General features: G+C 71.8%; 19 protein-coding genes. 13 read left to right on the top strand and 6 right to left on the bottom strand.

The features are described from left to right. Together GTW43_RS14235 and GTW43_RS14240 are read right to left on the bottom strand one after the other, a co-directional pair. Positions 1-674, bottom strand: a 674-nt coding sequence (locus GTW43_RS14235; RefSeq protein ID WP_161302132.1) for a TAXI family TRAP transporter solute-binding subunit, incomplete at its 3' end; no start/stop codon positions are given. Positions 675-791: 117 nt separating this feature from the next. Continuing rightward, entirely contained in the window at positions 792-1,787 is a 996-nt protein-coding gene (locus GTW43_RS14240; RefSeq protein ID WP_161302134.1) for an Lrp/AsnC family transcriptional regulator, read from the bottom strand. Positions 1,788-1,923: 136 nt separating this feature from the next. Here GTW43_RS14240 and GTW43_RS14245 point away from each other — a divergent pair, with 136 nt between their 5' ends. From GTW43_RS14245 to GTW43_RS14255, 3 genes are all read left to right on the top strand, one after another. Next, on the top strand, positions 1,924-3,525 hold the full coding sequence (locus GTW43_RS14245; protein ID WP_202501426.1) for an MFS transporter: 1,602 nt from the start codon (positions 1,924-1,926) through the stop codon (positions 3,523-3,525). 105 nt (positions 3,526-3,630) lie between these two features. Further along, positions 3,631-5,157: a tRNA (N6-isopentenyl adenosine(37)-C2)-methylthiotransferase MiaB gene (gene miaB, locus GTW43_RS14250; protein WP_202501427.1), complete on the top strand. Its 1,527-nt coding sequence runs from the start codon at positions 3,631-3,633 to the stop codon at positions 5,155-5,157. Positions 5,158-5,258: 101 nt separating this feature from the next. After that, positions 5,259-5,978 (top strand): class III extradiol dioxygenase subunit B-like domain-containing protein, encoded by a 720-nt coding sequence (locus GTW43_RS14255; RefSeq protein WP_161302139.1) that lies wholly within the window; start codon positions 5,259-5,261, stop codon positions 5,976-5,978. A 130-nt stretch (positions 5,979-6,108) separates the two neighbouring features. Here GTW43_RS14255 and GTW43_RS14260 read toward each other — a convergent pair whose 3' ends face one another. After that, positions 6,109-6,360: an antitoxin gene (locus GTW43_RS14260; RefSeq protein WP_161302142.1), complete on the bottom strand. Its 252-nt coding sequence runs from the start codon at positions 6,358-6,360 to the stop codon at positions 6,109-6,111. 58 nt (positions 6,361-6,418) lie between these two features. Then, positions 6,419-6,697, bottom strand: coding sequence for a hypothetical protein (locus GTW43_RS14265; protein WP_161302144.1), 279 nt, complete (start codon positions 6,695-6,697; stop codon positions 6,419-6,421). Between the two features lie 182 nt (positions 6,698-6,879). On the opposite strand from GTW43_RS14265, the gene miaA reads away from it, so the two are divergent. From miaA to hflX, 6 genes are all read left to right on the top strand, one after another. After that, entirely contained in the window at positions 6,880-7,818 is a 939-nt protein-coding gene (gene miaA, locus GTW43_RS14270) for a tRNA (adenosine(37)-N6)-dimethylallyltransferase MiaA (RefSeq protein ID WP_161302147.1), read from the top strand. Between the two features lie 107 nt (positions 7,819-7,925). Beyond that, positions 7,926-8,393, top strand: a complete 468-nt coding sequence (locus GTW43_RS14275; RefSeq protein WP_161302168.1) for a hypothetical protein — start codon at positions 7,926-7,928, stop codon at positions 8,391-8,393. 56 nt (positions 8,394-8,449) lie between these two features. Next, positions 8,450-9,319 (top strand): diaminopimelate epimerase, encoded by an 870-nt coding sequence (gene dapF / locus GTW43_RS14280; protein ID WP_161302150.1) that lies wholly within the window; start codon positions 8,450-8,452, stop codon positions 9,317-9,319. A gap of 139 nt (positions 9,320-9,458) precedes the next feature. Further along, a complete protein-coding gene (locus GTW43_RS14285) occupies positions 9,459-11,576 on the top strand; it encodes an HD domain-containing protein (protein ID WP_161302152.1) in 2,118 nt (705 codons plus the stop codon). A 79-nt stretch (positions 11,577-11,655) separates the two neighbouring features. Next, positions 11,656-13,113, top strand: a complete 1,458-nt coding sequence (locus GTW43_RS14290) for a M1 family metallopeptidase (protein WP_161302153.1) — start codon at positions 11,656-11,658, stop codon at positions 13,111-13,113. Positions 13,114-13,316: 203 nt separating this feature from the next. Further along, positions 13,317-14,813: a GTPase HflX gene (gene hflX, locus GTW43_RS14295; RefSeq protein WP_161302155.1), complete on the top strand. Its 1,497-nt coding sequence runs from the start codon at positions 13,317-13,319 to the stop codon at positions 14,811-14,813. 98 nt (positions 14,814-14,911) lie between these two features. Here the strand turns inward: hflX and GTW43_RS14300 are convergent, their stop codons facing one another. Continuing rightward, a complete protein-coding gene (locus tag GTW43_RS14300) occupies positions 14,912-16,108 on the bottom strand; it encodes a hypothetical protein (protein WP_161302156.1) in 1,197 nt (398 codons plus the stop codon). Between the two features lie 278 nt (positions 16,109-16,386). Then, positions 16,387-17,607 carry a hypothetical protein gene (locus tag GTW43_RS14305; RefSeq protein ID WP_161302158.1) on the bottom strand — a complete coding sequence of 407 codons (1,221 nt, stop codon included), beginning with the start codon at positions 17,605-17,607 and terminating at the stop codon, positions 16,387-16,389. Between the two features lie 701 nt (positions 17,608-18,308). Between GTW43_RS14305 and GTW43_RS14310 the strand changes: the two genes are divergently transcribed. The 4 genes from GTW43_RS14310 to GTW43_RS14325 form a co-directional block, all read left to right on the top strand. After that, on the top strand, positions 18,309-19,772 hold the full coding sequence (locus tag GTW43_RS14310) for a diaminobutyrate--2-oxoglutarate transaminase family protein (protein ID WP_343246002.1): 1,464 nt from the start codon (positions 18,309-18,311) through the stop codon (positions 19,770-19,772). Between the two features lie 199 nt (positions 19,773-19,971). Continuing rightward, on the top strand, positions 19,972-21,861 hold the full coding sequence (locus tag GTW43_RS14315; RefSeq protein WP_161302161.1) for an IucA/IucC family protein: 1,890 nt from the start codon (positions 19,972-19,974) through the stop codon (positions 21,859-21,861). A gap of 182 nt (positions 21,862-22,043) precedes the next feature. Continuing rightward, on the top strand, positions 22,044-22,835 hold the full coding sequence (locus GTW43_RS14320; protein ID WP_161302163.1) for a GNAT family N-acetyltransferase: 792 nt from the start codon (positions 22,044-22,046) through the stop codon (positions 22,833-22,835). Positions 22,836-22,892: 57 nt separating this feature from the next. Beyond that, on the top strand, positions 22,893-24,637 hold a 1,745-nt coding region (locus GTW43_RS14325), incomplete at its 3' end, for an IucA/IucC family protein (protein WP_161302165.1).

Consider the following 24,637-nt stretch of genomic DNA (forward strand, 5'->3'; position numbering starts at 1 on the left):
TGCCGGATCGGCACCTTTTCCGACAGCTTGCGCACATGCGTGGTGGGCAGACCGCCCGACCAGAAGAACGCGTCGATCTGCCCCGCCTCGAGCGCCGTCGGCATGGTGTCTATCCCGATGCCCACGGCGTCGACGTCCTTGTCGATGTCCAGACCGGCGGCCCGCAGGATCCGGTCGGCGACCAGCCGCACCCCGGAGGCGCGGCCGCCCACCGCCACCCGCTTGCCCCGCAGGTCGGCGACCGAATCCACGTCGGAGGAGCGGGGCACGACGAGCTGCATGTAGTCGTCGTAGAGCCGCGCGCAGCCGCGCAGCTGGTCGGCGCCCGCGCGCTGGTCGATCCGGTACTTGGCGACCGCGTCCGCCGCGGCGATCGTGAAGTCGGCCTTCCCGGTCGCCACCCGCTTCACGTTGTCCAGCGAGCCCTCGCTGCCGTCGAGCCGCACGTCGACCTCCGGCAGGTCGCGCGCCATGGCCGCCTTGAGGAGGTTCCCGTAGCGCTCGTAGACGCCGGTGCGCGCACCGGTGCTGAACGTCACGCTGCCGCTCGGCCTGGTGTCCTCCAGGGGCAGCAGCCACCACAGCAGCAGCCCGGCCGCCACCAGTCCGGCCACGGCCCCGGTGAGGGCGCGGCGGCGGGCCGGGCGGAGGCGGCGCAGGGCGGTGAGCGGCATGCGCGCGATCCTGCCAGGTGGGGCCGGGGCTGACCAGGGCCGACCGCATGTGACCGTGCCCTCGCCGGCGTCGCGTGCCGCGCCGACGACCGACCCGCGCGCCGGGGACCGGCCCGGTCAGGACGGCGAGTGGACCAGCCGGCCGTGCGTGATCAGCGAGGCGGCCTGTTTCAGCCGCCGGACCCGGATGCTGACGCTGTACGCGTCGATCCCGCCGATCGCCGCGACCCGTGTCGTCAGATAGCGGTAGAAGTCCTCGGCGTCGCGGCAGGCGATGCTCGCCATGATGTTGTGCGTACCGCTCACGGCGGCCGCGAAGGCGACCTCGTCGTGGCGCGCCAGCGCGAGACCGACGCGCTCCAGCTCGGCGGGCGGGACGCGCAGCCACAGCGTCGCGTTCAGGCGGTGGCCCAGCGGCTCGGGCAGCAGATCCACGTCGTAGAAGAGGGTGCCGGAGCGCTCCAGGGCGACGAGGCGCCGGGCCACGCGCGCGGGTGACCAGCCGGTGACCTCGGCGAGCCGGGCCTGAGTGACCCGGCCGTCCTCGGCGAGGGCCGCGAGCAGGGGCGCGTCCGCGTCCGTGGTGGGCAGCGGCGGGCCCTTCGGCACGGGCGGCCGGTGCGGGTCGAGGAGCCGGAGCTGCGCGGCGTCGAGCGGATCGCCGTAGCCCGTCCAGTCGCCCGGCAGACCCTGGTCGCCGAAGGGGTGCAGCATCAGGTCGATCGTGACGTCCAGGACGGCGGAGGCGCGGGGCAGCTGCCGCAGGAGGATGTCCTCGCGCGGGGCGTGCACCGGCGCGCTGATCACGCAGATGATCTCCGATCCGCCGGAGGCCAGCGCGGCGTACGCGATGTCGGGGCGCTGTGCCAGGGCGCGGGCCAGCGGATCGACCCGGTCCGGCCGGCAGCGGATCCGCGCCACCCAGCGGGCATCCCCGTACACCGCGGGGTCGACCAGACCGATGACGCGCAGCACGCCAGCCCGGCGCAGTGCCTGGTAGCGGCGGGCGGCGGTCTGCTCGGAGACCCCGGCGATCTCGCCGATCAGGCGGAAGGGAGCGCGGGGCGCCAGTTGCAGCGTACGGAGGATGGCGCGGTCCACAGCATCAGGCATGGCGGAATTCTGACACTGTCGATGCCCGATGTAGAGGTATCAGCATGTCCTCGACTGTCGGATAGGTGTTCTCGCGCGGTGTGGCCGAGTCTTCGGGAGCGGGCGCGTTCGTCCGTGATGCCGAAGGAGGATGCCCATGACCAGCACGACAGCCGTGAGCGGACCGGGGAGCGACCGCCGTGCGGCCACGCTCCTCATGGCCTGCCTGGGCGTCTTCGTCGCCTATCTGCCGATCACGACGGTCTCGGTGAGTCTGCCCGCGATCCAGCAGGCCCTGGACGCGAGCACGTCGCAACTGGCCTGGGTGCAGGACGCGTTCGTGCTGCCCATGGCGGCGTTCATCCTCACCGCGGGTGTCGTCGGTGAGGTCCACGGCCGCAAGAAGGTGTTCCAGGCCGGGCTGTTGTTCTCGGCGGCCGGCGCCGCCGTCGCCCTGTGCGCGCAGTCCGTGCAGGTGCTGTGGGTGGGACAGGCCCTCGCGGGCCTCGGTGCGGCGGCACTGCTGCCCACCACTCTGGCGCTGATCAGCCACGCGGTGCCCGACGTCCGCGAGCGCGGCAAGTACATCGGCCTGTGGGCGATGTCCCTCATGGCGGCCCTCACCCTCGGCCCGCTGATCGCGGGGCCGGTCATCGACCACGTGGACTGGCGCTGGATCTACGCCCTGCCGGTCCCGCTGTCGCTCGTCAGCATGGCGGTGGCGACCAGCCGGCTCCCCGAGTCGCGCGCCGCGGCCGGGCGTCGGCTCGACTGGCCCGGCCAGATCAGCGCCATGGTCGCGGTCACCGCGCTCGTCTACGGAGTGATCGAGGGCGGCGCCGGGTCCTTCACGGAGCCCGTGGTGCTGTGCGCTCTCGCCATAGGCGTGCTCGGCGGCGTCGCGTTCGTGCTGGTCGAGCGGCGCAGCACGAGCCCGATGCTGGACCTGCGGCTCTTCCGCAGCCCCGGGTTCACCGCGGCGACCCTTGTCGCGATGATCAGCTTCCTGGCGCTGATCGGCTTCTTCTTCCTGCTCAGCCTGTACTTCGGTCTGGTGCAGCAGCTCGACACCCTGGAGGCCGGCCTGCGCATCATGCTCATGACCGGAGCGTCCCTCGTGGTCGGCGGTCTGGCCGGCCGCCTGATGCACCGGATCGCACCCCGCACCCTGATCACCGGCGGACTGCTCGTCGTGACCGCCGCGCTCTTCTCCCTGCTGACCCTCGACGTCGACACGTCCTTCGTCTCGGTCGGCTGGCGCCTGGTCGTGCTGGGGCTCGGCATGGGCTGCGTGATCACGCCGATGACCGCCGTGGCCGTCGGCTCGGTACCGCCCCCGCTGGCGGGGATGGCCGCGGCGGGCAACAACGCGTTCCGCCAGGTCGGCGGCGCCCTGGGCCCGGCCGTGCTCGGCGCCCTGCTCACCACGAAGGCCGTGGACACCCTCCCCGGGCACCTCGCGGGGACGGGCGTCGACGGCACGGTCGGACGGCGCGTCGTCGAGAGCGCGCGGGCGGACGGGCTCGGGGCCGTCGCCGGGGCTGACCTGGGGGCCGACACCGGCCGCGTCATGGGCGCCGTGGGGGAGGCGTTCCTCGACGGCATGCGGCTCTGCCTCACCGTGGCCGGATCGCTGACCCTGCTCGCCGCCCTCGTCGCCCTGATCCTGATGCGGACGCCGTCACGACGGATTCCGCAGCCCGTCCGGCCCGCCGACCAGCACTCCGGCTCCGGGCAGCCGGTGCGCGCGGCGGGCTGACGCAGGCGCGCACCGGCCGTCGCCGCCGCCCGCCGGGTCACGGGCGGCGGCCCGGGGCCACGGGGGCGGCACGGGCGTCGCCGGGCACCCCATACCCTTGTGCGTATGAGCAGCAGCGACCCGCGTCCGTCCGCCGTGGACGATCGTTCTCCCAAGACCTACGAAGTGCGCACCTACGGGTGCCAGATGAACGTCCACGACTCCGAGCGCTTGTCGGGCCTCCTGGAGGACGCGGGGTACGTCCGTGCCCCCGAGGGCTCCGACGGCGACGCCGACGTCGTGGTGTTCAACACCTGCGCGGTGCGTGAGAACGCGGACAACAAGCTGTACGGCAACCTCGGGCGGCTCGCTCCCCGCAAGACCCAGCGCCCCGGGATGCAGATCGCCGTCGGCGGCTGCCTCGCTCAGAAGGACCGCGACACCATTGTGAAGAAGGCGCCCTGGGTGGACGTCGTCTTCGGCACGCACAACATCGGCAAGCTGCCCGTCCTCCTGGAGCGCGCCCGCGTCCAGGAGGAGGCCCAGGTCGAGATCGCCGAGTCCCTCGAGGCCTTCCCGTCGACGCTGCCGACCCGCCGCGAGAGCGCGTACGCGGCCTGGGTGTCGATCTCCGTGGGCTGCAACAACACCTGCACCTTCTGCATCGTCCCGGCGCTGCGCGGCAAGGAGAAGGACCGCAGGACCGGCGACATCCTCGCCGAGATCGAGGCCCTCGTCGGCGAGGGCGTCTCCGAGATCACGCTGCTCGGCCAGAACGTGAACGCGTACGGGAGCGACATCGGCGACCGCGAAGCCTTCAGCAAGCTGCTGCGCGCCTGCGGCTCGGTCGAGGGCCTGGAGCGCGTGCGCTTCACGTCCCCGCACCCGCGCGACTTCACCGACGACGTCATCGCTGCCATGGCCGAGACGCCGAACGTGATGCCGCAGCTCCACATGCCGCTGCAGTCCGGCTCGGACACCGTCCTCAAGGCGATGCGCCGCTCGTACCGCCAGGAGCGGTACCTGAACATCATCGAGAAGGTGCGCGAGGCCATTCCGCACGCGGCCATCACGACCGACATCATCGTGGGCTTCCCCGGCGAGACCGAGGAGGACTTCGAGCAGACGATGCACGTCGTGCGCGAGGCCCGCTTCTCCGCGGCCTTCACCTTCCAGTACTCCAAGCGCCCCGGCACCCCCGCCGCGACCATGGAGAACCAGATCCCCAAGGAGGTCGTGCAGGCGCGCTACGAGCGTCTCGTCGCTCTCCAGGAGGAGATCTCCTGGGAGGAGAACAAGAAGCAGGTCGGGCGCACCCTGGAGCTCATGGTCGCTGAGGGCGAGGGCCGCAAGGACGGCGAGACCCACCGCCTGTCGGGCCGCGCTCCGGACAACCGTCTGGTGCACTTCACCAAGCCGGACCAGGAGGTGCGTCCCGGCGACGTGGTCACGGTGGAGATCACCTACGCCGCCCCGCACCACCTGCTCGCCGAGGGCGCCGTGCTGAGTGTGCGTCCTACGCGCGCGGGTGACGCGTGGGAGAAGCGCACCAAGGAGACGCAGGACAAGCAGCAGGGAGTCCTGCTCGGCCTGCCCAAGGTGGGCGTGCCCGAGCCGCTGCCGGCGGTCACCGGAGGCTGCGCGGTCGACTGACGGCCACTGCCTGCCCCCCCGGTCCCGCTCCGGCACCGGGGCGCCGGGGCGGGGTCACGGCCCCGGCCGCCCGGGTCCGTCCGAGCAGTAGGCTGCCGATCATGCTTGTCGCTGCCGCCGTGTGCCCCTGCCCGCCGCTGCTCGTGCCCGAGGTGGCCGCGGGTGCCGCCCCCGAGCTGGACGCCGCCCGCGCGGCATGCGACGAGGCGGTCGCGGCGATGATCGCGGCCCGACCCGAGCTGATCGTGGTCGTCGGCGAGGGCGCCCGGACGGGGTTCCACGCATCCGGCGCACGCGGCTCCTTCCGCCCGTTCGGCGTCGACACCGACGTGACGCTCGGGACCCCGGCGGACGCCTCGCGTGCCCCGGAATCCGATGCCGTCCTGCCGCCGTCGCTGACCGTCGGCGCGTGGCTGCTCGCGCGCGCGGGCTGGACCGGCGCGGTACGCGGCTACGAGGTGACGCCGGGCCGCTCGTGGCCCGTCAACGGCGAGGACGGCACCCACATCGCGGGGTACGCCGACCGCGTAGGCCTCCTGGTGATGGGCGACGGCACCGCCTGCCGCAGCGTGAAGGCGCCCGGCTACCTGGACGAGCGCGCCGAGGGCGTCGACGCGGGCATCGCGGCCGCCCTGCGTGACCTCGACGCGGAGGGCCGGCTCGCGGACCTCGACGCCGGTCTGGCCCGCGACCTCAAGATCTCCGGCCGCGATCCCTGGCAGATCCTCCTGGGCGCCTGGGACAAGGAGCCCGGCAGCGCACGGCTCCTCTACGAGGACGCTCCGTACGGCGTCGGCTACTTCGTCGCTTCCTGGACGTAGAGGCCCTCGCCCGAGCGACGTCAGGACGGCGGCGGGACGCGGCGACGTCAGGACGCGGCGCCGTCGCCGGGACGCGGCGACGGCCGCGGAACCCGAAGGCTCCGCGGCCGTCCGCCAGGTGGGGTGCGGGTCAGGACGCCTGCGGCGGCGTGCCGTCGCTTCCCTTGTCGCCGCCCGGGCCGGAGAACCTCTCCCTGGCCTCCTTCGCCTTGTCCGTGCCCTGCCGGATCTGGTCGCTGTACTTGCCCTTGGTCTTCTCGTCGACCGTCTTCGCGGCCTTGTCGAGGCCCTGGTCGATCTTGTCCCCGTGCTGCTGCGCGAGGCTGGAGGCCTTGTCCTTGGCAGGGTTCAGCTTGGCTTTCAGGTTGTCCAGGAAGCCCATGGATTCCACCTTCCCTCGCGGGGGTCGGCGCCCGCGGTCGCGGGCGGTCCGACGGCGACTACTTGCGGGCGCCCTCACCGGCCTCGTTGTCGGCGGCCTGTTCCGCGGACTGCTGCTTCGGGATCTCCACGCCGTCCGCCGCGTCGCCCTCCGCCGCCTGCTCCGTCTCCGGGGCCTGCGCGGCCGGCTCCGCCTCCGTGGCGGCCTCGGCGGGCCCGTCGGACCCCTCCGGTGCCTCGGACTCCGGATCGACCGTCACAGCGGCATCCTGCGCCTCGGCCACCGACGCCTCCTCGCCGTCCTTGGCCTTCCGGCGAAACATGGCAAAAACGCCCATTTCAACTCCATACGGTACTCGTGTGGGCGAAATCCCGCCCTGCCCGGTGCGTCCCATTGCGTCGCACGGGTCGCCGGCCCTCACGACCGGCGGCTGGAACCTCGCAACAGGCAACGACCCCGCCGCGGTGCCGTCACGTAGCTCGTTCGTGAAGGGGCTCCGAGGTTTGCGAGACTGGGGCGGTGAGTAGCGCAGCTCCCGCACCGCGGGTCATCGCCGTCGTCGGCCCGACCGCGGCCGGAAAGTCAGATCTCGGTGTCTTCCTCGCCAAGGAGCTCGGCGGCGAGGTCGTCAACGCCGACTCCATGCAGCTGTACCGGGGGATGGACATCGGTACCGCCAAGCTGACGCCCGAGGAGCGCGAAGGAGTGCCGCACCACCTGCTCGACATCTGGGACGTCACCGTGACGGCCAGCGTCGCGGAGTACCAGAAGCTCGCGCGCGCGGAGATCGACCGGCTGCTCGCCGCGGGCCGCTGGCCCGTCCTCGTCGGCGGATCGGGCCTCTACGTGCGCGGTGCGGTCGACAAGATGGAGTTCCCCGGCACCGACCCCGAGGTCCGGGCACGGCTCGAGGAGGAGCTCGTGCTGCGCGGGTCCGGTGCGCTGCACGCGCGCCTTGCCGCCGCCGACCCGGAGGCCGGTGCGGCGATCCTGCCCAGCAACGGACGGCGGATCGTGCGCGCCCTGGAGGTCATCGAGATCACGGGCAAGCCGTTCACGGCCAACCTGCCCGGACACGACTCCGTCTACGACACCCTCCAGATCGGCGTGGACGTCGCCCGCCCCGAACTCGACGAGCGCATCACCACGCGCGTGGACCGCATGTGGGAGGCGGGGCTGGTCGACGAGGTCCGCACGCTCGCGGACCAGGGTCTGCGCGAGGGGCGCACCGCCTCCCGCGCACTCGGCTACCAGCAGGTGCTCACGGCGCTCGAGGGGGAGTGCACCGACGACGAGGCGCGCGCGGAGACCGTGCGTGCCACCAAGCGCTTCGCGCGCCGGCAGGACTCGTGGTTCCGCCGCGACCCCCGGGTGCACTGGCTCAGCGGAGCCGTCGCGGACCGCGGGGAACTCCCGGCACGGGCAATGGCGTTGGTCGAACGACCGGTTACAGCCTGATCACGTGATGGCATCGGGACGCCCGGGCGGTCATCCCGGCCTCCCGGGCCGTGCCATCATCGACCTTCGATCGACCAGTGGAGTCCGGAGTGGGAGGGCGCGTGGCGATGGAGGCCGGCCCTCGTGACACCGCACCAGGCGGAGAGCAGTTGAGCCCGGACGGACCTGAGACGACCCCGGACGGCGTGATCGCCGACGGGCCGACCGCCGACGAGATCGCCGCCCAGGACGAGGCGGCGGAGGTCGAGGTCGAGCTCCGCCCCCAGCGCAGGCTGCGCATCTGGCAGCTCGCGCCGATCGTGATGCTGGCGGCCCTCGGCTCGCTGATGTTCGCTTTCCCGCTGTTCTTCGAGTTCGGCGACGGCGGGGCCGTGGTCGCCATGCTCGGCCTGCTGATCAGCTCGTGCGCGGCCGGCTGGGGCATGATGGCCGCCCGTCGCGTCGGCTACACCCTGCCGGGCCTCCCGCCGCGCGGTTCGGGCGGCAGACCCGACTGGCGCGTCGTCGGCGCCTACGTGGTCGTCGTGGCCTCCGTCGCGGTGCTCGCCGTCTGGCGCGTCGCGCGGTTGCGGTGACCCGGGGCACACGGCCCGCGCCCACTCCTGTCGCCCGTACCCCGTACGATCGAGAGATGACCACTTTCCTCAAGGGGCACGGAACCGAGAACGACTTCGTGATCATTCCGGACGCGGAGAACGCCGTGGCGCTCCCGCCGGCCACGGTGGCCGCACTGTGCGACCGCAGGGCGGGCATCGGAGGCGACGGACTGCTGCACGTCGTGCGCTCCGCCGCGCACCCGGAGGCACGGCACATGGCCGAAGAGGCCGAGTGGTTCATGGACTATCGCAACGGAGACGGCTCGGTCGCCGAGATGTGCGGCAACGGCGTCAGGGTCTTCGCCCGCTACCTCCAGCACGCCGGACTCGTCGCCGAGGGCGATGTGGCGGTGGCCACCCGCGGCGGCGTCAAGGCGGTCCACATCGACAAGGAAGGCCTCGTCACGGTCGGCATGGGGCGCGCGGTGCTCCCCAAGGGCGCCGTGCAGGTGTCCGTCGGCGACCGCTCCTGGCCCGCCCGGAACGTGAACATGGGCAATCCGCACGCCGTCGCCTTCGTGGAGGACCTCGCCCACGCGGGCACCCTGTACGAAGCGCCCCCGTTCACCCCGGCGCACGCCTACCCCCAGGGGGTGAACGTCGAATTCGTCGTGGACCGCGGCCCGCGGCACGTCGCCCTGCGCGTCCACGAGCGCGGCGTCGGCGAGACGCGGTCCTGCGGTACCGGAGCCTGCGCGGTGGCCGTCGCCACGGCCCGCCGCGACGGCCACGACCCCGTGGCCGACGGCACTCCGGTGACGTACGAGATCGATCTGCCCGGCGGCCGGCTCAGCATCACGGAGCGGGCGGACGGGGAGATCGAGATGACCGGGCCCGCGGTCATCGTGGCCGAAGGTGAGATCGACGCGGACTGGTTCGCGGCGATCGAAACCGTAAACCCGTAAGCCTTCGCTCGAATGGGTGATCCGTTTCACGCTGGGCGAGAGGGGGACTGCGCCACGTGATGGGCTCGGTAGCATCAAGCACCGGTCCGGACGGGTGCCCCCGCCAGCCCGCCGCCGGTCGATCAAGCCGGAGGTGCTCATGAGTGCGGAGGCGACCAACCCCGCGACGCCGGGGCCGATCACGCCCGAAGCACCCCGTCGGCGCGGCCGCCCCCGGATCGACCTGCGACGTCTGGGCCGTGCCGCGCTGCTCGGCCCGGCGGGCCGGGACCGGCTGCCGGACGCGATCAGCCATGTGGTCGAGGCCCACCGCGCGCACTATCCGGACTCCGACCTCGAGCCCCTGCGCCGCGCCTATGTGCTCGCCGAGTCCTCGCACCGCGGACAGATGCGCAAGAGCGGCGAGCCCTACATCACGCACCCGCTCGCGGTGACGCTGATCCTGGCCGCCCTGGGAGCCGAGGCCACCACGCTGACCGCCTCGCTGCTCCACGACACCGTCGAGGACACCGACGTCACGCTCGAGCAGGTCCGCACGGAGTTCGGCGAGGAAGTCGCCTATCTGGTCGACGGCGTCACCAAACTCGAGAAGGTCGACTACGGGGCGGCCGCCGAGCCCGAGACCTTCCGCAAGATGCTCGTCGCCACGGGCAACGACGTGCGGGTCATGTCGATCAAACTCGCCGACCGCCTGCACAACATGCGCACCCTCGGCGTCATGCGCCAGGAGAAGCAGGAACGGATCGCCAAGGTCACCCGCGACGTCCTCATCCCGCTCGCCGAGCGCCTCGGCGTCCAGGCGCTCAAGACCGAGCTGGAGGACCTCGTGTTCGCGATCCTCCACCCCGAGGAGTACGCGCGGACCAGGGAGATCGTCGCGGCCGACGCCGCCCGCGCCGAGGACCCGCTCGCCGAGATCGCCGAAGAGGTGCGCGGCGTGCTGCGCGAGGCGGGGATCAGCGGCGAAGTCCTCATCAGGCCACGGCACTTCGTCTCCGTGCACCGCGTGCGACGCAAGCGCGGGGAACTGCGCGGCTCCGACCTCGGCCGGCTGCTCGTCCTCGTCTCCGAGGACGCGGACTGCTACGGCGTCCTCGGCGAGCTGCACACCTGCTTCACGCCGGTCGTCTCGGAGTTCAAGGACTTCATCGCCGTCCCGAAGTTCAACCTCTACCAGTCGCTGCACACCGCCGTGGCCCGCGCCGACGGCGAGGTCGCCGAAGTCCTCATCCGTACGCACCAGATGCACAAGGTCGCCGAGGCCGGCGTCGTCGCCCTCGGCAATCCCTACGCGCCCTCCGGCGAGGAGCACCTGGACACCGTCGGCGAGCGCTCCGACCCCACCCGGCCCGGCTGGCTCTCCCGTCTCCTCGACTGGCAGCAGTCCGCCCCGGACACCGACACCTTCTGGTCGACGCTGCGCGAGGACCTGGCGCAGGACCGCGAGATCACCGTGTTCCGGCCCGACGGGGGCACCATCGGACTGCCCGCCGGCGCCAGCTGCGTCGACGCCGCCTACGCCCAGTACGGCGAGGACGCCCACGCGTGCATCGGCGCGCGGGTCAACGGCCGGCTCGCGGCGCTCGGCACCGCGCTGGCCGACGGGGACACCGTGCAGCTCCTGATGGACCAGGACGCGGCCTCCGAACCGTCCCGCGACTGGCTGGACCACGCGCGCACACCGGCCGCCCGCATCGCCATCCGCCGCTGGCTGACAGCACACCCCGAGGGCCCCCGGTCCGCCGACCGGTCGGAGCCGCGCGCCGCCTACAGCGGGCCCTCGGCCCGTCCCGCCGCGGCGAACGCGCTGGTGGACCAGCCCGGCGCCACCGTCCGCCTCGCGGGCTGCTGCACGCCCGTACCACCCGACGAGATCACCGCCTTCGCGGTGCGCGGCGGCGTCGTCACCGTGCACCGCGCGGAATGCTCCGGGGTGGCACGGATGAAGGCCGCCGGGCGCCCCGAGACCGGCGTGCGCTGGGCCGAGGCGGACACCGCCGAGTACCGCGTCACCCTCATCGCCGAGTCCTTCAGCCGCCCACACCTCCTCGCCGATCTGACCGAGGCCATAGCGCTCGAGGGCGTCGCCATCATCTCGGCGACCGTCGACCCGCCCGACCAGGGCCGGGTCCGGCACACGTACACGCTCCAACTCCCCGACGCCGACCGGCTCCAGACGCTCATGCGGGCCATGCGGAACGTGCCGGGCGTCTACGACGTCGACCGCGCCCGGCACGCTGCCGCGGGGGCGCTCTGAGCGATCTCCCGGCCTCGTTCGGGTGGTCCGGCGCGCGTGCCGTCCCTGCCCGCGCGGTGTGCGCTGATAGCCGTAAGGGATGCTGCTTCGCTCACGAACGCCCCGTACCGCCGCACTGGTCGCCGCCGGAGTCTCCGTCGCCGTGCTCGCGGCGGCCGCCCCGCAGGCCGCCACGCCGCTCGGTGTCGGTGACCGCCTCTTCCCGTACCTCGGCAACCCCGGTTACGACGTGCAGTCGTACGACATCGCCTTCACCTACAAGGGCGACAACAGCAAGCCGCTCGACGCGGTCACCAAGATCGACGCGGTGGCGACCTCGGCCCTCGACCGCATCAACCTCGACTTCTCGCACGGCACGGTCCGCTCCGTGAAGGTCAACGGCCTGCGGGCAGGCTTCACCACGAAGGACGAGGACCTGATCGTCACGCCCAGCCGGTCCGTCGTCCGCGGCGAGCCGCTGCGCATCACCGTGGAGCACACCAGCGACCCGGTGGCCGGCAAGGAGGAGATCGGCTGGGTCCGCACCAAGGACGGCCTCGCGATGGCCAACCAGGCGGACGCCGCCCACCGCGTCTTCCCGAGCAACGACCATCCGTCCGACAAGGCCTACTTCACGTTCCGCATCCGTGCCCCCAAGGAGCTCACGGCCGTGGCCAACGGGCGTCCCGTGCTCACCACGCGCGCGGGGGACCACACCGACTGGGTCTACCGCACGGCGCACCCCATGGCCACCGAGCTCGCCCAGGTCTCCATCGGGCGCTCGACCGTGCTGCACCGCCAGGGACCGCACGGTATGGACGTCCGGGACGTGGTGCCCACCAAGGACGTCAAGAAGCTGACCCCCTGGCTGGACCGGACGCCCGGGCAGATCCGCTGGATGGAGAGCAAGGTCGGCCGCTACCCGTTCGAGAACTACGGGCTGGTCATCGCGGACGCGACCACCGGCTTCGAACTGGAGACACAGACGCTCTCCCTCTTCGAGCGCGACCTGTTCACCCGCCCCGAGTACCCGAAGTGGTACGTCGCGTCCGTCATGGTCCACGAGCTCGCCCACCAGTGGTTCGGCGACAGCGTCAGCCCGCGCACCTGGTCCGACCTGTGGCTCAACGAGGGACATGCCACCTGGTACGAGGCGCTGTACGCGCAGGAGCACGCCGACATGCCCATGGAGAAGCGGATGCGCGCCGCCTACGCGCGGTCGGACGCGTGGCGCGCTTCCGGAGGGGCGCCGGCCGCGCCCGAGGGACCCGTCCCGGGCGAGAAGATCAGCATCTTCCGGCCCGTCGTCTACGACGGCAGTGCGCTCGTCCTCTACGCGCTGCGCCAGGAGATCGGCAAGGAGGCCTTCGAGAGCGTCGAACGGCAGTGGGTGAGCACCCACCGTGACGGCACGGCGACGACCGCCGACTTCGTCGCTCTCTCCTCCCGGGTCGCCGGACGGGACCTGACCGGTTTCTTCGACGGCTGGCTGTACGGGAAGAAGACTCCGCCGATGCCCGGACACCCCGACTGGAAGACCGAGGCGCCCGCGAAGTAGCCGGTGCGCGGCCGCTTCGACCCCGTCGTGCCGGGGAAAAACCCGGATGACGAGACGGGCCGTACCGTGCGACGATCCTCAGGTCGACGGCGCGGCCCGGCCGGCGGGCCCACCGGGAATCCCCGGGACAGCTCGAGCGTTGTGACAGGTGACGGGCTCGCAGGCCCGTCACGTTTCCCGCATCCCACTGACGTAAGGATCCAATGACCTCCTCTTCTTCCCCTTCCCAGGACGCGCAGAGCCTCGCGCAGAACTACCCCGAAGGTCTTCGGGCCGATGCCCTGATGGAAGAGGACGTCGCCTGGAGCCACGAGATCGACGGTGCACGGGACGGCGAGCAGTTCGACCGCTCCGAGCGCGCGGCGCTGCGCCGTGTCGCGGGCCTCTCCACCGAGCTCGAGGACGTCACCGAGGTCGAGTACCGACAGCTCCGTCTGGAGCGCGTGGTCCTCGTCGGCGTGTGGACGTCGGGAACCGTGCACGACGCGGAGAACTCCCTCGCGGAGCTCGCCGCCCTCGCCGAGACCGCCGGCGCCCTGGTGCTCGACGGCGTCGTCCAGCGCCGGGACAAGCCCGACGCGGCGACGTACATCGGCTCGGGCAAGGCGCTCGAGCTGCGGGACATCGTGCTCGAGACCGGTGCCGACACCGTCGTGTGCGACGGTGAGCTCAGCCCGGGCCAGCTCATCCACCTCGAGGACGTCGTCAAGGTCAAGGTGGTCGACAGGACCGCGCTGATCCTCGACATCTTCGCCCAGCACGCCAAGTCCCGAGAGGGCAAGGCACAGGTCGCCCTCGCGCAGATGCAGTACATGCTGCCGCGCCTGCGCGGCTGGGGTCAGTCGCTGTCCCGTCAGATGGGTGGCGGCGGCGGTGGCGGCATGGCCACGCGTGGTCCCGGTGAGACCAAGATCGAGACGGACCGTCGACGGATCCGCGAGAAGATGGCGAAGATGCGCCGTGAGATCGCGGAGATGAAGACGGGCCGCGACATCAAGCGCCAGGAGCGCAAGCGCAACAAGGTGCCCTCGGTCGCCATCGCGGGTTACACGAATGCGGGCAAGTCCTCCCTGCTCAACCGCCTCACGGGCGCCGGCGTCCTGGTGGAGAACGCACTGTTCGCCACCCTGGACCCGACCGTCCGCAGGGCGGAGACCCCGAGTGGCCGGCTGTACACCCTGGCCGACACCGTCGGCTTCGTCCGGCACCTGCCGCACCACCTCGTCGAGGCGTTCCGCTCCACGATGGAGGAGGTCGGCGACTCCGACCTGATCCTGCACGTGGTCGACGGTTCGCACCCGGCGCCGGAGGAGCAGCTCGCCGCCGTCCGCGAGGTCATCCGCGACGTGGGGGCCACCGAGGTCCCCGAGATCGTGGTGATCAACAAGGCGGACGCTGCGGACCCGCTGGTGCTTCAGCGGCTGATGCGCGCCGAGAAGCACTCGATCGCCGTCTCCGCCCGCACGGGCGCCGGGATCGAGGAGCTCCTGGCGCTCATCGACGACGAGCTGCCGAGGCCCGAGGTCGAGCTCGAGGCGCTCGTCCCGTACACGCACGGCCAGCTGGTCGCGCGAGCGCACGCGGACGGTGAGGTCATCTCCGAGGAGCACACCCCGGAGGGCACCCTGCTCAAGGCGCGCGTCCACGAGGAGCTCGCGGCGGAGCTCGCACCGTACGCTCCGTCGGCTGTCGTGAGCTGACGCTCCGGACCTCCGCACCGCTTCACGACAAGGAAGGGCCCGCCCCGATTCGCTCGGGGCGGGCCCTCCTCACGTCCGCGCAGGGCGGCTGCCGGCTGCTAGTTGCTGCCGTACTTATCGCTCATGTGGTCGAAGACCTGCTGGGCCTCGTCGCCCAACTGCGGACCCGCCAGCCAGGTGTTGTCGGCCGGGCCGATCGACGTGTTCGACACCAGGACCGTCTTGTTTCCGCGGACCCGGAACCAGCCGCCGCCCGAGGAACCGCCGGTCATCGTGCAGCCGATGCGGTACATCGTCGGCAGCGTGGAGCCGAGCGACAGCCGGCCGGGACGGTCCAGGCACTTGTGCATCAGCAGACCGTCGTACGGTGGCGCGGCCGGGTAGCCCCAGGCGCCCATGGAACCGACCGACTGCACGGACGGCTGGGTGAAGTCGACGTCCAGGGCGTTGCCCACCGTCTCCTCGAGGGACTTGGTGCCCTGCTCCGGCTTCACGTGCAGCACGGCGAAGTCGTACGGAGCGCCCTGGCCGCCGGTCGGGCCGCCGCCGTCGATCCACTCGTTGGAGGTGGAGACCCAGTCCGCCCAGTAGGAACCGTACGGGGCGATCTCCTGCTGCGTGGCGTTGCGCAGGGCATCGGCCGACTTGCCGAGGTCGTTGTACGACGGCACGAACATGATGTTGCGGTACCAGCCGCCCGACGCACCCGCGTGCACACAATGGCCCGCGGTCCACACCAGGTTGGAACGGCCCGGGTTGCGCGGGTCCTTCACGACCGTGCCCGAGCAGACCATCGAGCCCTCGGGGGAGTCGAAGAAGACCTTGCCGACCGGCGCCGCGTTCTCGTGGTACGGCGTCTTCTCGGGACGGGCCTGGACGGGGGAGGGCTCGGGATCGGAGACGTCCTGGCCGTCGGAGTAGTCCTTCGCCGCGATCGTCTTGTCGGGGTCCTTCGCGGACTTCATCCGCTCCGGCTTCCACAGACCGTCGATGACCGGGTTGACGAAGTCCTTCGCCTCGCGCAGCCAGTCGTCCTTGTTCCAGTTCTTCCAGGCACCGTCCTTCCACTTGTCCGGGTCGATGCCGTGCTCCTTGAGCCGGCCCGCGATGTCCCCGGGCAGCTCGGCGCTGTCGGAACCCTGCGACGCACCGGCGGCGGGCTTGCCCCCGGCGGCGTCGTCCTTGCTGTCGTTGCAGGCCGTGGCGGTCAGGGCCAGGGCCACGGCGAGTCCGGTCACGGCGAGGGCGCCGCGCCGCCCCCGTGAACGCGTGCTGGACGGACGGATGGAACGCATGCTGCGAGTACCCCCGAGGGAAAGCGTGTGCGGCGGGCACGGCGAGAGGCGCCACTGCCCGACGCAAAACTGTCATGAGCGTGTCATGAGCGGAGCGCATGTCTCTGTGGACCCGCTGTGACACAGCACCCCACTATGCCTGTGAGGTCGAGGACGAACTGAGGTGGGGTGGTGAAGGTTTCCCACCCCCGCCGGCCGCCGAGGCCAACGGCCCGGGCGGTCCTTGGCGGTCCCGGGCGTTTGGCGACAACGCCCGGGACATCCGGCACCGAACAGGCCTACTGCCCGGCGTACTTCTTGCTCACCGCGTCATAGATCCCCTTGGCCTCCTTGCCGAGACGCGGACCCGCCAGCCAGCCCGAGGTGACCGGGCCGATCGAGGTGTTGGACACCAGCGCGGGCTTGCCGTCGGAGCCCTGCCCGACCCAGCCGCCGCCCGAGGAGCCGCCGGTCATCGTGCAACCGATCCGGTACATCGTCGGGTCCGTCCCGTTCAGCGACAGCCGGCCCGGCTTGTCGGCGCACTGGTACAGCTTCTGGCCGTCGTACGGCGGCGCCGCCGGGTATCCCTTGGCCGTCAGCTGCGAGATCTTCGGCACCGCCGGAGCGTTGAAGTTCACCGGAAGCGCCGAACCGACCGTCTCCTCCAGCGACTTGCCCGAGCTGCCCTTCTCCGGGTCCACGTGGATCACGGCGAAGTCGTAGGGCGCGCCCTGGCCGCCGGTCGGGCCACCCTGCTCGATCCACTGGTCGGACGTCTGCGCCCAGGTGCCCCACCACACGCCGTACGGAGCGACTTCCTTCTCCGAAGCGCCCTGGAGCTGCTCGGCCGACTTGCCGCTGTCGTTGTAGGAGGGCACGAACGCGATGTTCCGGTACCAGCCGCCGCTCTTGCCCGCGTGGACGCAGTGGCCGGCGGTCCAGATCATGTTCGACTTGCCCGGGTGCGCCGGGTCGGTGACGACCGTGGCCGAGCACACCATCGACCCCTCGGGCCCGTCGAAGAACAGCTTGCCCGCGTACGGTGCGCTGCCGTGGTACGGCGTCGCGACGCCTGCGGCCTGCACCGGCTTCGGGGTCGGGTCGGTCACGCCCTGGTCGCCCGAGATGTCGTTGTCGTCGACCTCGTTGTCCGGGTTCTTGCCGGCGTCACGCATTCGGTCCGAGTCCCACAGACCGTCGATGATGGGATTGACGTAGTCCTTCGCCTCGCGAAGCCACTTGTCCTTGTCCCAGTTCTTCCACTCGCCGTTCTTCCACTTGTCCAGGTCGATCCCGTGCTCCTTGAGCCGGTCCTTGATGTCGTCCGGAACCTGGAACTTGTCGCTGCCGGCGGCGGAAGCGGTCGGCTTGTCGTTCGCGTCGTCCTCGGTCGGGCCGCACGCCGTGGCGGTCAGCGCGAGAGCGGCTCCGAGAGCAACGGCCGCCGCCACAGAGGGCGTTCTCCCGCGCGCGCTCCGTGCGCGACGAGCGGCGAACAGTGGGCGTGTGGGTCGCATGTCGTGAATCCCCCTGGGCTTCTTGATCGTTGTACCGGCCGTACATCTTCGGGGAACAGGCGCCTTGAGCCCCCTCCCCGAACGGCACCCCACACTATGCCGGTGCCGTCGGAGCCGACCGACGGATCCGCAACGGTTCGGCTACAAGGCGTCCCGTCCCGTTCACGGCGATTCGTCCGGCCTCTGACCTGCGGCAACTGCGCCCGGACCCCGGGCGAACGAGAGCGCCCCGCCGTGCCGCCGACGCCCGGGCGGGCGGGACCAAGCGGGACCGAGCGGCATCAAACGGGACCGACCGGAGCCCGTCCGGGACCCCGTGCGGGCGGTGGCCCGCCGGCTCCGCCGACCCGCGCCGAAGCCCTCGCCGACCCGTCACGAGCCTGTCGCGGCGTGACGAAGGTCTCTTCACGAGTCGATGCACGACCCGTGTTCCTCGCGCCCCACCGTCGTTGGTACGCACGGGGGATTCGCAGTCGGAGCGCAGTCCTCGGCCCGTCCCGGCCCGGCGTCCGGACGGCCGCGCGCACCTTCGCTCCGCCATGCACCTCCCACAGGTGAGCCGGCGCTCTCTGCCGGCCGTATGCACAGCGGGAGGACCAGCAGACGTGGCCGTGACCGAACCTTCCCCCGTGCCGGTACCCACCCCGCACGACGGAACTCCGCGCGGGACCACCGCACACGGCACCGCCCAGCACGAGGGGATCCTGCGCCGGCAGTCCGCCCGGGAGTCGGCGGCGCGCACCTATGCCCGTGCACTGCCGATCGTGCCCGTCCGCGCACGGGGTCTCACCATCGAGGGCGCCGACGGCCGCCGGTACCTCGACTGCCTGTCCGGCGCCGGGACCCTGGCGCTGGGGCACAACCACCCGGTGGTGCTCGAAGCCATCCGCAAGGTCCTCGACTCGGGCGCGCCCCTGCACGTCCTCGACCTGGCCACGCCGGTGAAGGACGAGTTCACCACCGAACTGTTCCGTACGCTGCCGAAGGGCCTGGCCGACCGCGCCCGCATCCAGTTCTGCGGGCCTGCGGGGACGGACGCCGTCGAGGCCGCTCTCAAACTCGTCCGTACCGCCACCGGCCGCAGCGGCCTGCTCGCCTTCACCGGGGCCTATCACGGGATGACGGCCGGAGCCCTCGCCGCGTCCGGTGGGGCACAGGACGTCCGCGTCACCCGGCTGCCCTACCCCCAGGACTACCGATGCCCCTTCGGCGTCGGCGGCCCGCGCGGTGCCGAACTCGCCGCACACTGGACCGAGTCCCTCCTCGACGACCCGAAGGCCGGCGTGCCCCAGCCCGCAGGGATGATCCTCGAACCGGTGCAGGGGGAGGGCGGCGTGATCCCCGCCCCCGACGCCTGGCTGCGCAGCATGCGGGCACTCACGGAGGAACACTCCGTCCCGCTGATCGCCGACGAGGTGCAGACCGGCGTCGGCCGCACGGGCGCCTTCTGGGGTGTGGACCACAGTGGTGTCGTCCCCGACGTCATGGTCCTGTCCAAGGCCATCGGAGGAAGCCTCCCTCTCGCGGTCGTGGTCTACCGCGACGACCTCGACGTCTGGCCGCCCGGAGCCCACGCCGGAACCTTCCGCGGCAACCAGCTCGCCATGGCGGCAGGGGCGGCCACGCTGGCGTACGTCAGAGAGAACGACCTTCCCGCGCGCGCGGACGCCCTCGGTGCCCGCATGCTCGGCCAACTCCGGGCCCTGGCCGAGGAGGTCCCGTACATCGGCGACGTCCGTGGACGCGGACTCATGATCGGGATCGAGCTGGTCGAGCCGGACCCGGACCTGGTGCCGGCCGAGCGCCAGGCCGTGCTCGCGAGCCGCCGCGAGGCCTCCGGAGGCGGCAGGGCCACGGCATCCTCCGGCACGGGTGCCCCAGCTTCGTCGCGGACCGGAGCCGCGCCACCTGACCCGCACTCCCTCGGCCCTGCCGAACACCCCCTGGAGCGGACCCCCGCCCCTCGCCCGGCAGCACCCGCCCTCGCCGCAGACGTACGAGCGGCATGTCTGGAACGCGGCCTGATCGTCGAACTCGGCGGGCGTCACTCCAGCGTCGTCCGGCTCCTGCCCCCGCTGACGCTCACCGACGAACAGGCCGCAGCCGTCATCGCCCGCCTGGCCGATGCCTTCGCGGCCGTCTCCCGAGCCCACCACCTGACCTGACCCGGGCCGGCCGCGCGACCAGCGGCCCACTCGGACCCACCGCGGCAACGGCACCCCGGACCGACCGGACCACCGCCTCACGGAGCCCACCACCCACGCAAGGAAGCCCCCCTTGAACGCGACTCCCGCCTCCGACGGCCGTCCTCGACCCTCCGCAGGCGCCTGCGACACACAACCGCCGAGGGCGCCGGCACAGGACATGGTCCCGCGCCAGAAGTCCGCCGACCGGTACCCGGACCGACCGTCCGCGACCACCGCGGGCACCGACCTCCTGGAGCATCGCGACGCCGCGGCCGCGGCCCAGACGGCCGCGATCGAGAACCTGCTGCGCTGCTGGGTACGTGAGAACAACACTGCCCCTCCCTCCGACGGCACCCTTCGTATTCGTCTGCATGCGAGCGGCACCGCACTTCTCGTCCCTGTCACCTACTGGTCTGCGACCGGCTGGCACCGGTTCGGACTGCCCCGCTTCGACGGCGCTCCCCGCACAGCCCCCTCGCTGGACGCCGTGACCCTCGCGGCACTCCTGAGCCGCGAGTCACCGGTCGCCGACGAAGCCCCCCGGAACGACGTGCTCATCGAGGACGACATGCGCGCCGGGACCGCCGACCCATCACCCGTGCCGCACGGGGACAGCAGCGACCTCGTCGCGAGGGTCGCCGATTCGGTACGCCGCACCGAGGAGTTCCTCACCGACCGCCGCAGCCGGCCCGTCGACGTCCTGGACCGCTTCCTCGCCGGCGAGCAGGCCCTGCTCCTCGGGCACCCTCTCCACCCGACCCCCAAGAGCCGCGAAGGACTCTCCGAAGCGGAATCGACCCGGTACTCACCCGAACTCCGAGGCTCCTTCCCCCTCCACTGGATCGCGGTCGCTCCCGACGCCCTCGCCCAGGACTCCGCCTGGACCGAACGCGGGCGTCCCGTGACGGCCGCCGACCTGACCTCCCGGATCGCCGGTGACATCCCGTCCTTGCCCGATGGCTGGACGCCTCTGCCCGTGCACCCCTGGCAGGCGCGGGAGCTCCGGCACCGCGCTGACACCGTGGCCCTCTTCGACGCGGATCTGCTGCGCGATCTCGGCTCGCACGGCGCCTCCTGGTTCCCCACCTCCTCCGTCCGCACGCTGTACCGGCCGGGGGTCCCGGCCATGCTCAAGCTCTCCCTCGGCCTGCGCATCACCAACTCCCGCAGGGAGAACCTGCGCAAGGAGCTGCACCGGGGCGTCGAGGTCCACCGACTGCTCCGTACCGGGCTCGCCGCTCAATGGCGGGCCGAGCACCCCGGATTCGACATCGTCCGGGACCCGGCCTGGCTCGCCGTCGACGACCCGTCGGGCCGGCCCCTGACTGGTCTCGATGTGATGATCCGCAACAACCCCTTCGGTCAGAGCGATGCCTGCTGCATCGCCGGACTCGTCTCCCCACGCCCCTCTGCCGGGCCCTTGGGGGACCGGCCCGCAGGCCACCCGGTCACGTCCCGGCTCGCCGACATCGTCACGGGACTCGCCGCCCGCACGGGACGCTCGTCCGGCGCCGTCTCGGCCGAGTGGTTCCTGCGCTACCTGGAACACGTCGTGCGTCCCGTGCTGTGGCTCGACGGCGAGGCCGGCATCGCCCTGGAGGCCCACCAGCAGAACACCGTGCTGCTGCTGGACTCCGACGGCTGGCCCGTCGGAGGCAGGTACCGCGACAACCAGGGCTACTACTTCCGCGAGTCCCGCCGCTCCGAACTCGACGCCCGGCTCCCCGGCATCGGCAGGGACAGCGACACCTTCGTCCCCGACGAGGTCACCGACGAACGCTTCGCCTACTACCTGGGCATCAACAACGTGCTCGGGCTCATCGGCGCCTTCGGCTCCCAACGGCTGGCGGACGAGGGCCTCTTGCTCGCTGCCTTCCGACGGTTCCTCGAAGGCGCGGCCACCGGCGCGGACTGCCTCGGAAGTCCGCTGCCGCGCCGCCTGCTCGACACCCCCTCCCTGCGCTGCAAGGCCAACCTCCTCACCCGACTCCAGGGCCTCGACGAACTCGTGGGTCCCGTCGACACGCAGTCCGTCTACGTCACCATCGCCAACCCCCTCCTGTCCTGATACCTCCGCCTCAACGACCGACCTGTGCGTAACCGAACCTCCGCGCCCGTCATGACCTCCCCGGCTCACCGAGTCCGTCGCCGCCCCGGCATCGCCCGGGGCGGCGGTGGACGAGGTACCCGCGCGCAGCGTCGACCGGGACATCCGAAAGCCCCGCATCTTCACCTGAGAGGAACGCCACCGTGCCCCCGACCGATGCGAGCAGCGAGGCCGGCACCACCCCCACCGTCGGTCCGGTCGAGGCCGTGCCCCGCGCTCAGAGCGATGACGCCCAGGACACGGTGGACCTGCGCCTTCCCACGGAGCTGCTCGGATCCGGAGCCGGGCACGACCAGCCGCTGCCGAGTGCTCGGCCCGCCGGTGAGGAGTGGCAGAACGCCGATCCAGCTGCTCTGTTCGCGGACGACCTGCTCGACGGCGTGGGGGAGTGGGGTCCGGCCACGACCGCCTCAGGTGTCTTCCAACTCGTGCCCGCCCGCCTGGAGCGCGACCTGGACCTCGTCAGCCGGTGGATGAACGACCCTGCCGTGGCGGCATTCTGGGAACTGGCCGGCCCCGACGCCGTCACCGCCGACCATCTGCGCGCCCAACTCGGCGGTGACGGCCGCAGCGTCCCCTGTCTCGGCGTGCTGGGCGGCACGCCGATGAGCTACTGGGAGATCTACCGCGCCGACCTCGACCCACTCGCCCGCTACTACCCGTCCCGTCCGCACGACACCGGTATCCACCTGCTCCTCGGCGCCGTCGCGGACCGGGGACGGGGTCTCGGGACCGCACTCCTCACCGCGGTCGCCGACCTCATCCTCGACCACCGGCCGTCGTGCTCACGCGTCGTGGCGGAGCCGGACATCCGCAACACCCCTTCCATCTCAGCCTTTCTGAGCGCTGGATTCCGCTTCTCTGCGGAGATCGACCTCCCGGACAAGCGGGCCGCGCTCATGATCCGTGACCGGGCTCTGCGCTCCGTGCTCTGAGCCCATCACTTTCAGTACACCGCTCGCCCCGATCCGGTTCCCTCTCGAGGAGTCCCCGTGCCGAATCCGTCCGACGCCCCGCGGCCCGCAGCACCGCACGTGTTGTACGACCCGCCCGAGCTGACGCGCCAGAACTGGGAACGGGCCGGCTCCAGGCTGCTGGCCAAGCTCGTCGCCGAGTTCGCCTACGAAGAGATCATCGCGCCCGAACCCGCCGCGACAGACCCCGACGGTCGGACGGCCGGGCCGGGCGAGCGCCGCTCCTACACCCTGCCCGTACCGACACCAGCAACTTCAGTCGGGCCGACGGGGAGCGGCGGACCGGCCGGAGTCGGCGAGACGCTCCGCTTCCGCGCCCGCCGGGGCGCCTACGGAAGCTGGCAGGTCGAACCGGACTCGCTGACCTGGGTGGCTTCCACCGACCCGCGAGCTGCCGTGCAGACGCCGGCAGGAGCGGGCCGAGACACGGAGTCGGCTTCTTCGGGGCCCGGGGAGGAGGCCCCGGAGACGACCGACAGCGCCGCACCCGGCCGCCCGGCGAACGACCCGCTGGACTTCCTCATCCGCGCGCGTACGCTCCTCGGCCTCGACGGCACCACGCTGGGGCACCTCATCCGGGAACTGACGGTCACGCTCGCCGCCGACGCCCGGCTGGACCACTCGGCCATCACGGCGGCGGAGCTCGTCGGCCTCGGGTACGCCGAACTGGAGGGCCATCAGACGGGCCACCCCTGGCTCGTCCTCAACAAGGGCCGCATCGGCTTCTCCGCGACCGACGCCGCTCGCTGGGCCCCCGAGGCCCGGCGCCCCACCCGCCTGCCCTGGATCGCCGTCCACCACAGCCTGGCCACCTACCGCGGCGTGGCCGGACTCGACTCGCCCGACCAGCTCTACCAGCGGGAACTTGACCCGGAACAGCAGCAGTTGTTCACCCGTGCCCTGCACGCTCGAGGTGTCGACCCGGCCGAGTACCTCTGCCTGCCCGTGCATCCCTGGCAGTGGGACGACATCGTGCTGCCCCTGTTCGCCCCGGCCGTCGCGGCCGGCACGATCGTCCCCCTCCCGTGCGACGGCGACCTGCGGCTGCCGCAGCAGTCCATCCGCACGTTCCTCAACACGAGCCGGCCCGACCGGCTCACCGTGAAGCTCCCCCTGTCGGTGCTCAACACCCTTGTGTGGCGCGGACTCCCCACCGAACGCACCAAGGCCGCGCCCGCCGTCACGACATGGATGCGCACTCTGCGCGACGCCGACCCCTTCCTGCGCGACGAGTGCGGTGTCGTCCTCCTCGGCGAAGTGGCCTCCGTGACCGTGGAGCATCCCCTGTACGACGGGCTCGACGAAGTGCCCTACCAGTACAAGGAACTCCTCGGGGCGATCTGGCGCGAGCCTTTGACCGGCCACCTGGCCCCGGGCGAGCGCGCCCGGACACTCGCCTCCTTGCTGCACACCGACCCCGACGGCCGTGCGTTCGTGGCCGAACTGGCGGAGCGTTCGGGGGTCGACCCGAAGGTCTGGCTGACGCGTCTGTTCGCCGCGCTGCTGCCGCCCCTGCTGCGCTTCCTCTACCGGTACGGCACCGTCTTCTCACCACACGGGGAGAACGCGATCGTCGTCTTCGACGAGCAGGACGTCCCCGTGCGTCTGGCCGTCAAGGACTTCGTGGACGACGTCAACATCAGCGCGGAGCCACTGCCGGAGCACGCCTCGATGCCACAGGACGTCCGCGACATCCTGCTCACCGAACGCCCCGCCTTCCTGACACAATTCATCCACTCCGGGCTCTTCGTCGGCGTCTTCCA

The organism is Streptomyces sp. SID5785, from assembly GCF_009870065.1.
Lineage (GTDB): Bacteria > Actinomycetota > Actinomycetes > Streptomycetales > Streptomycetaceae > Streptomyces.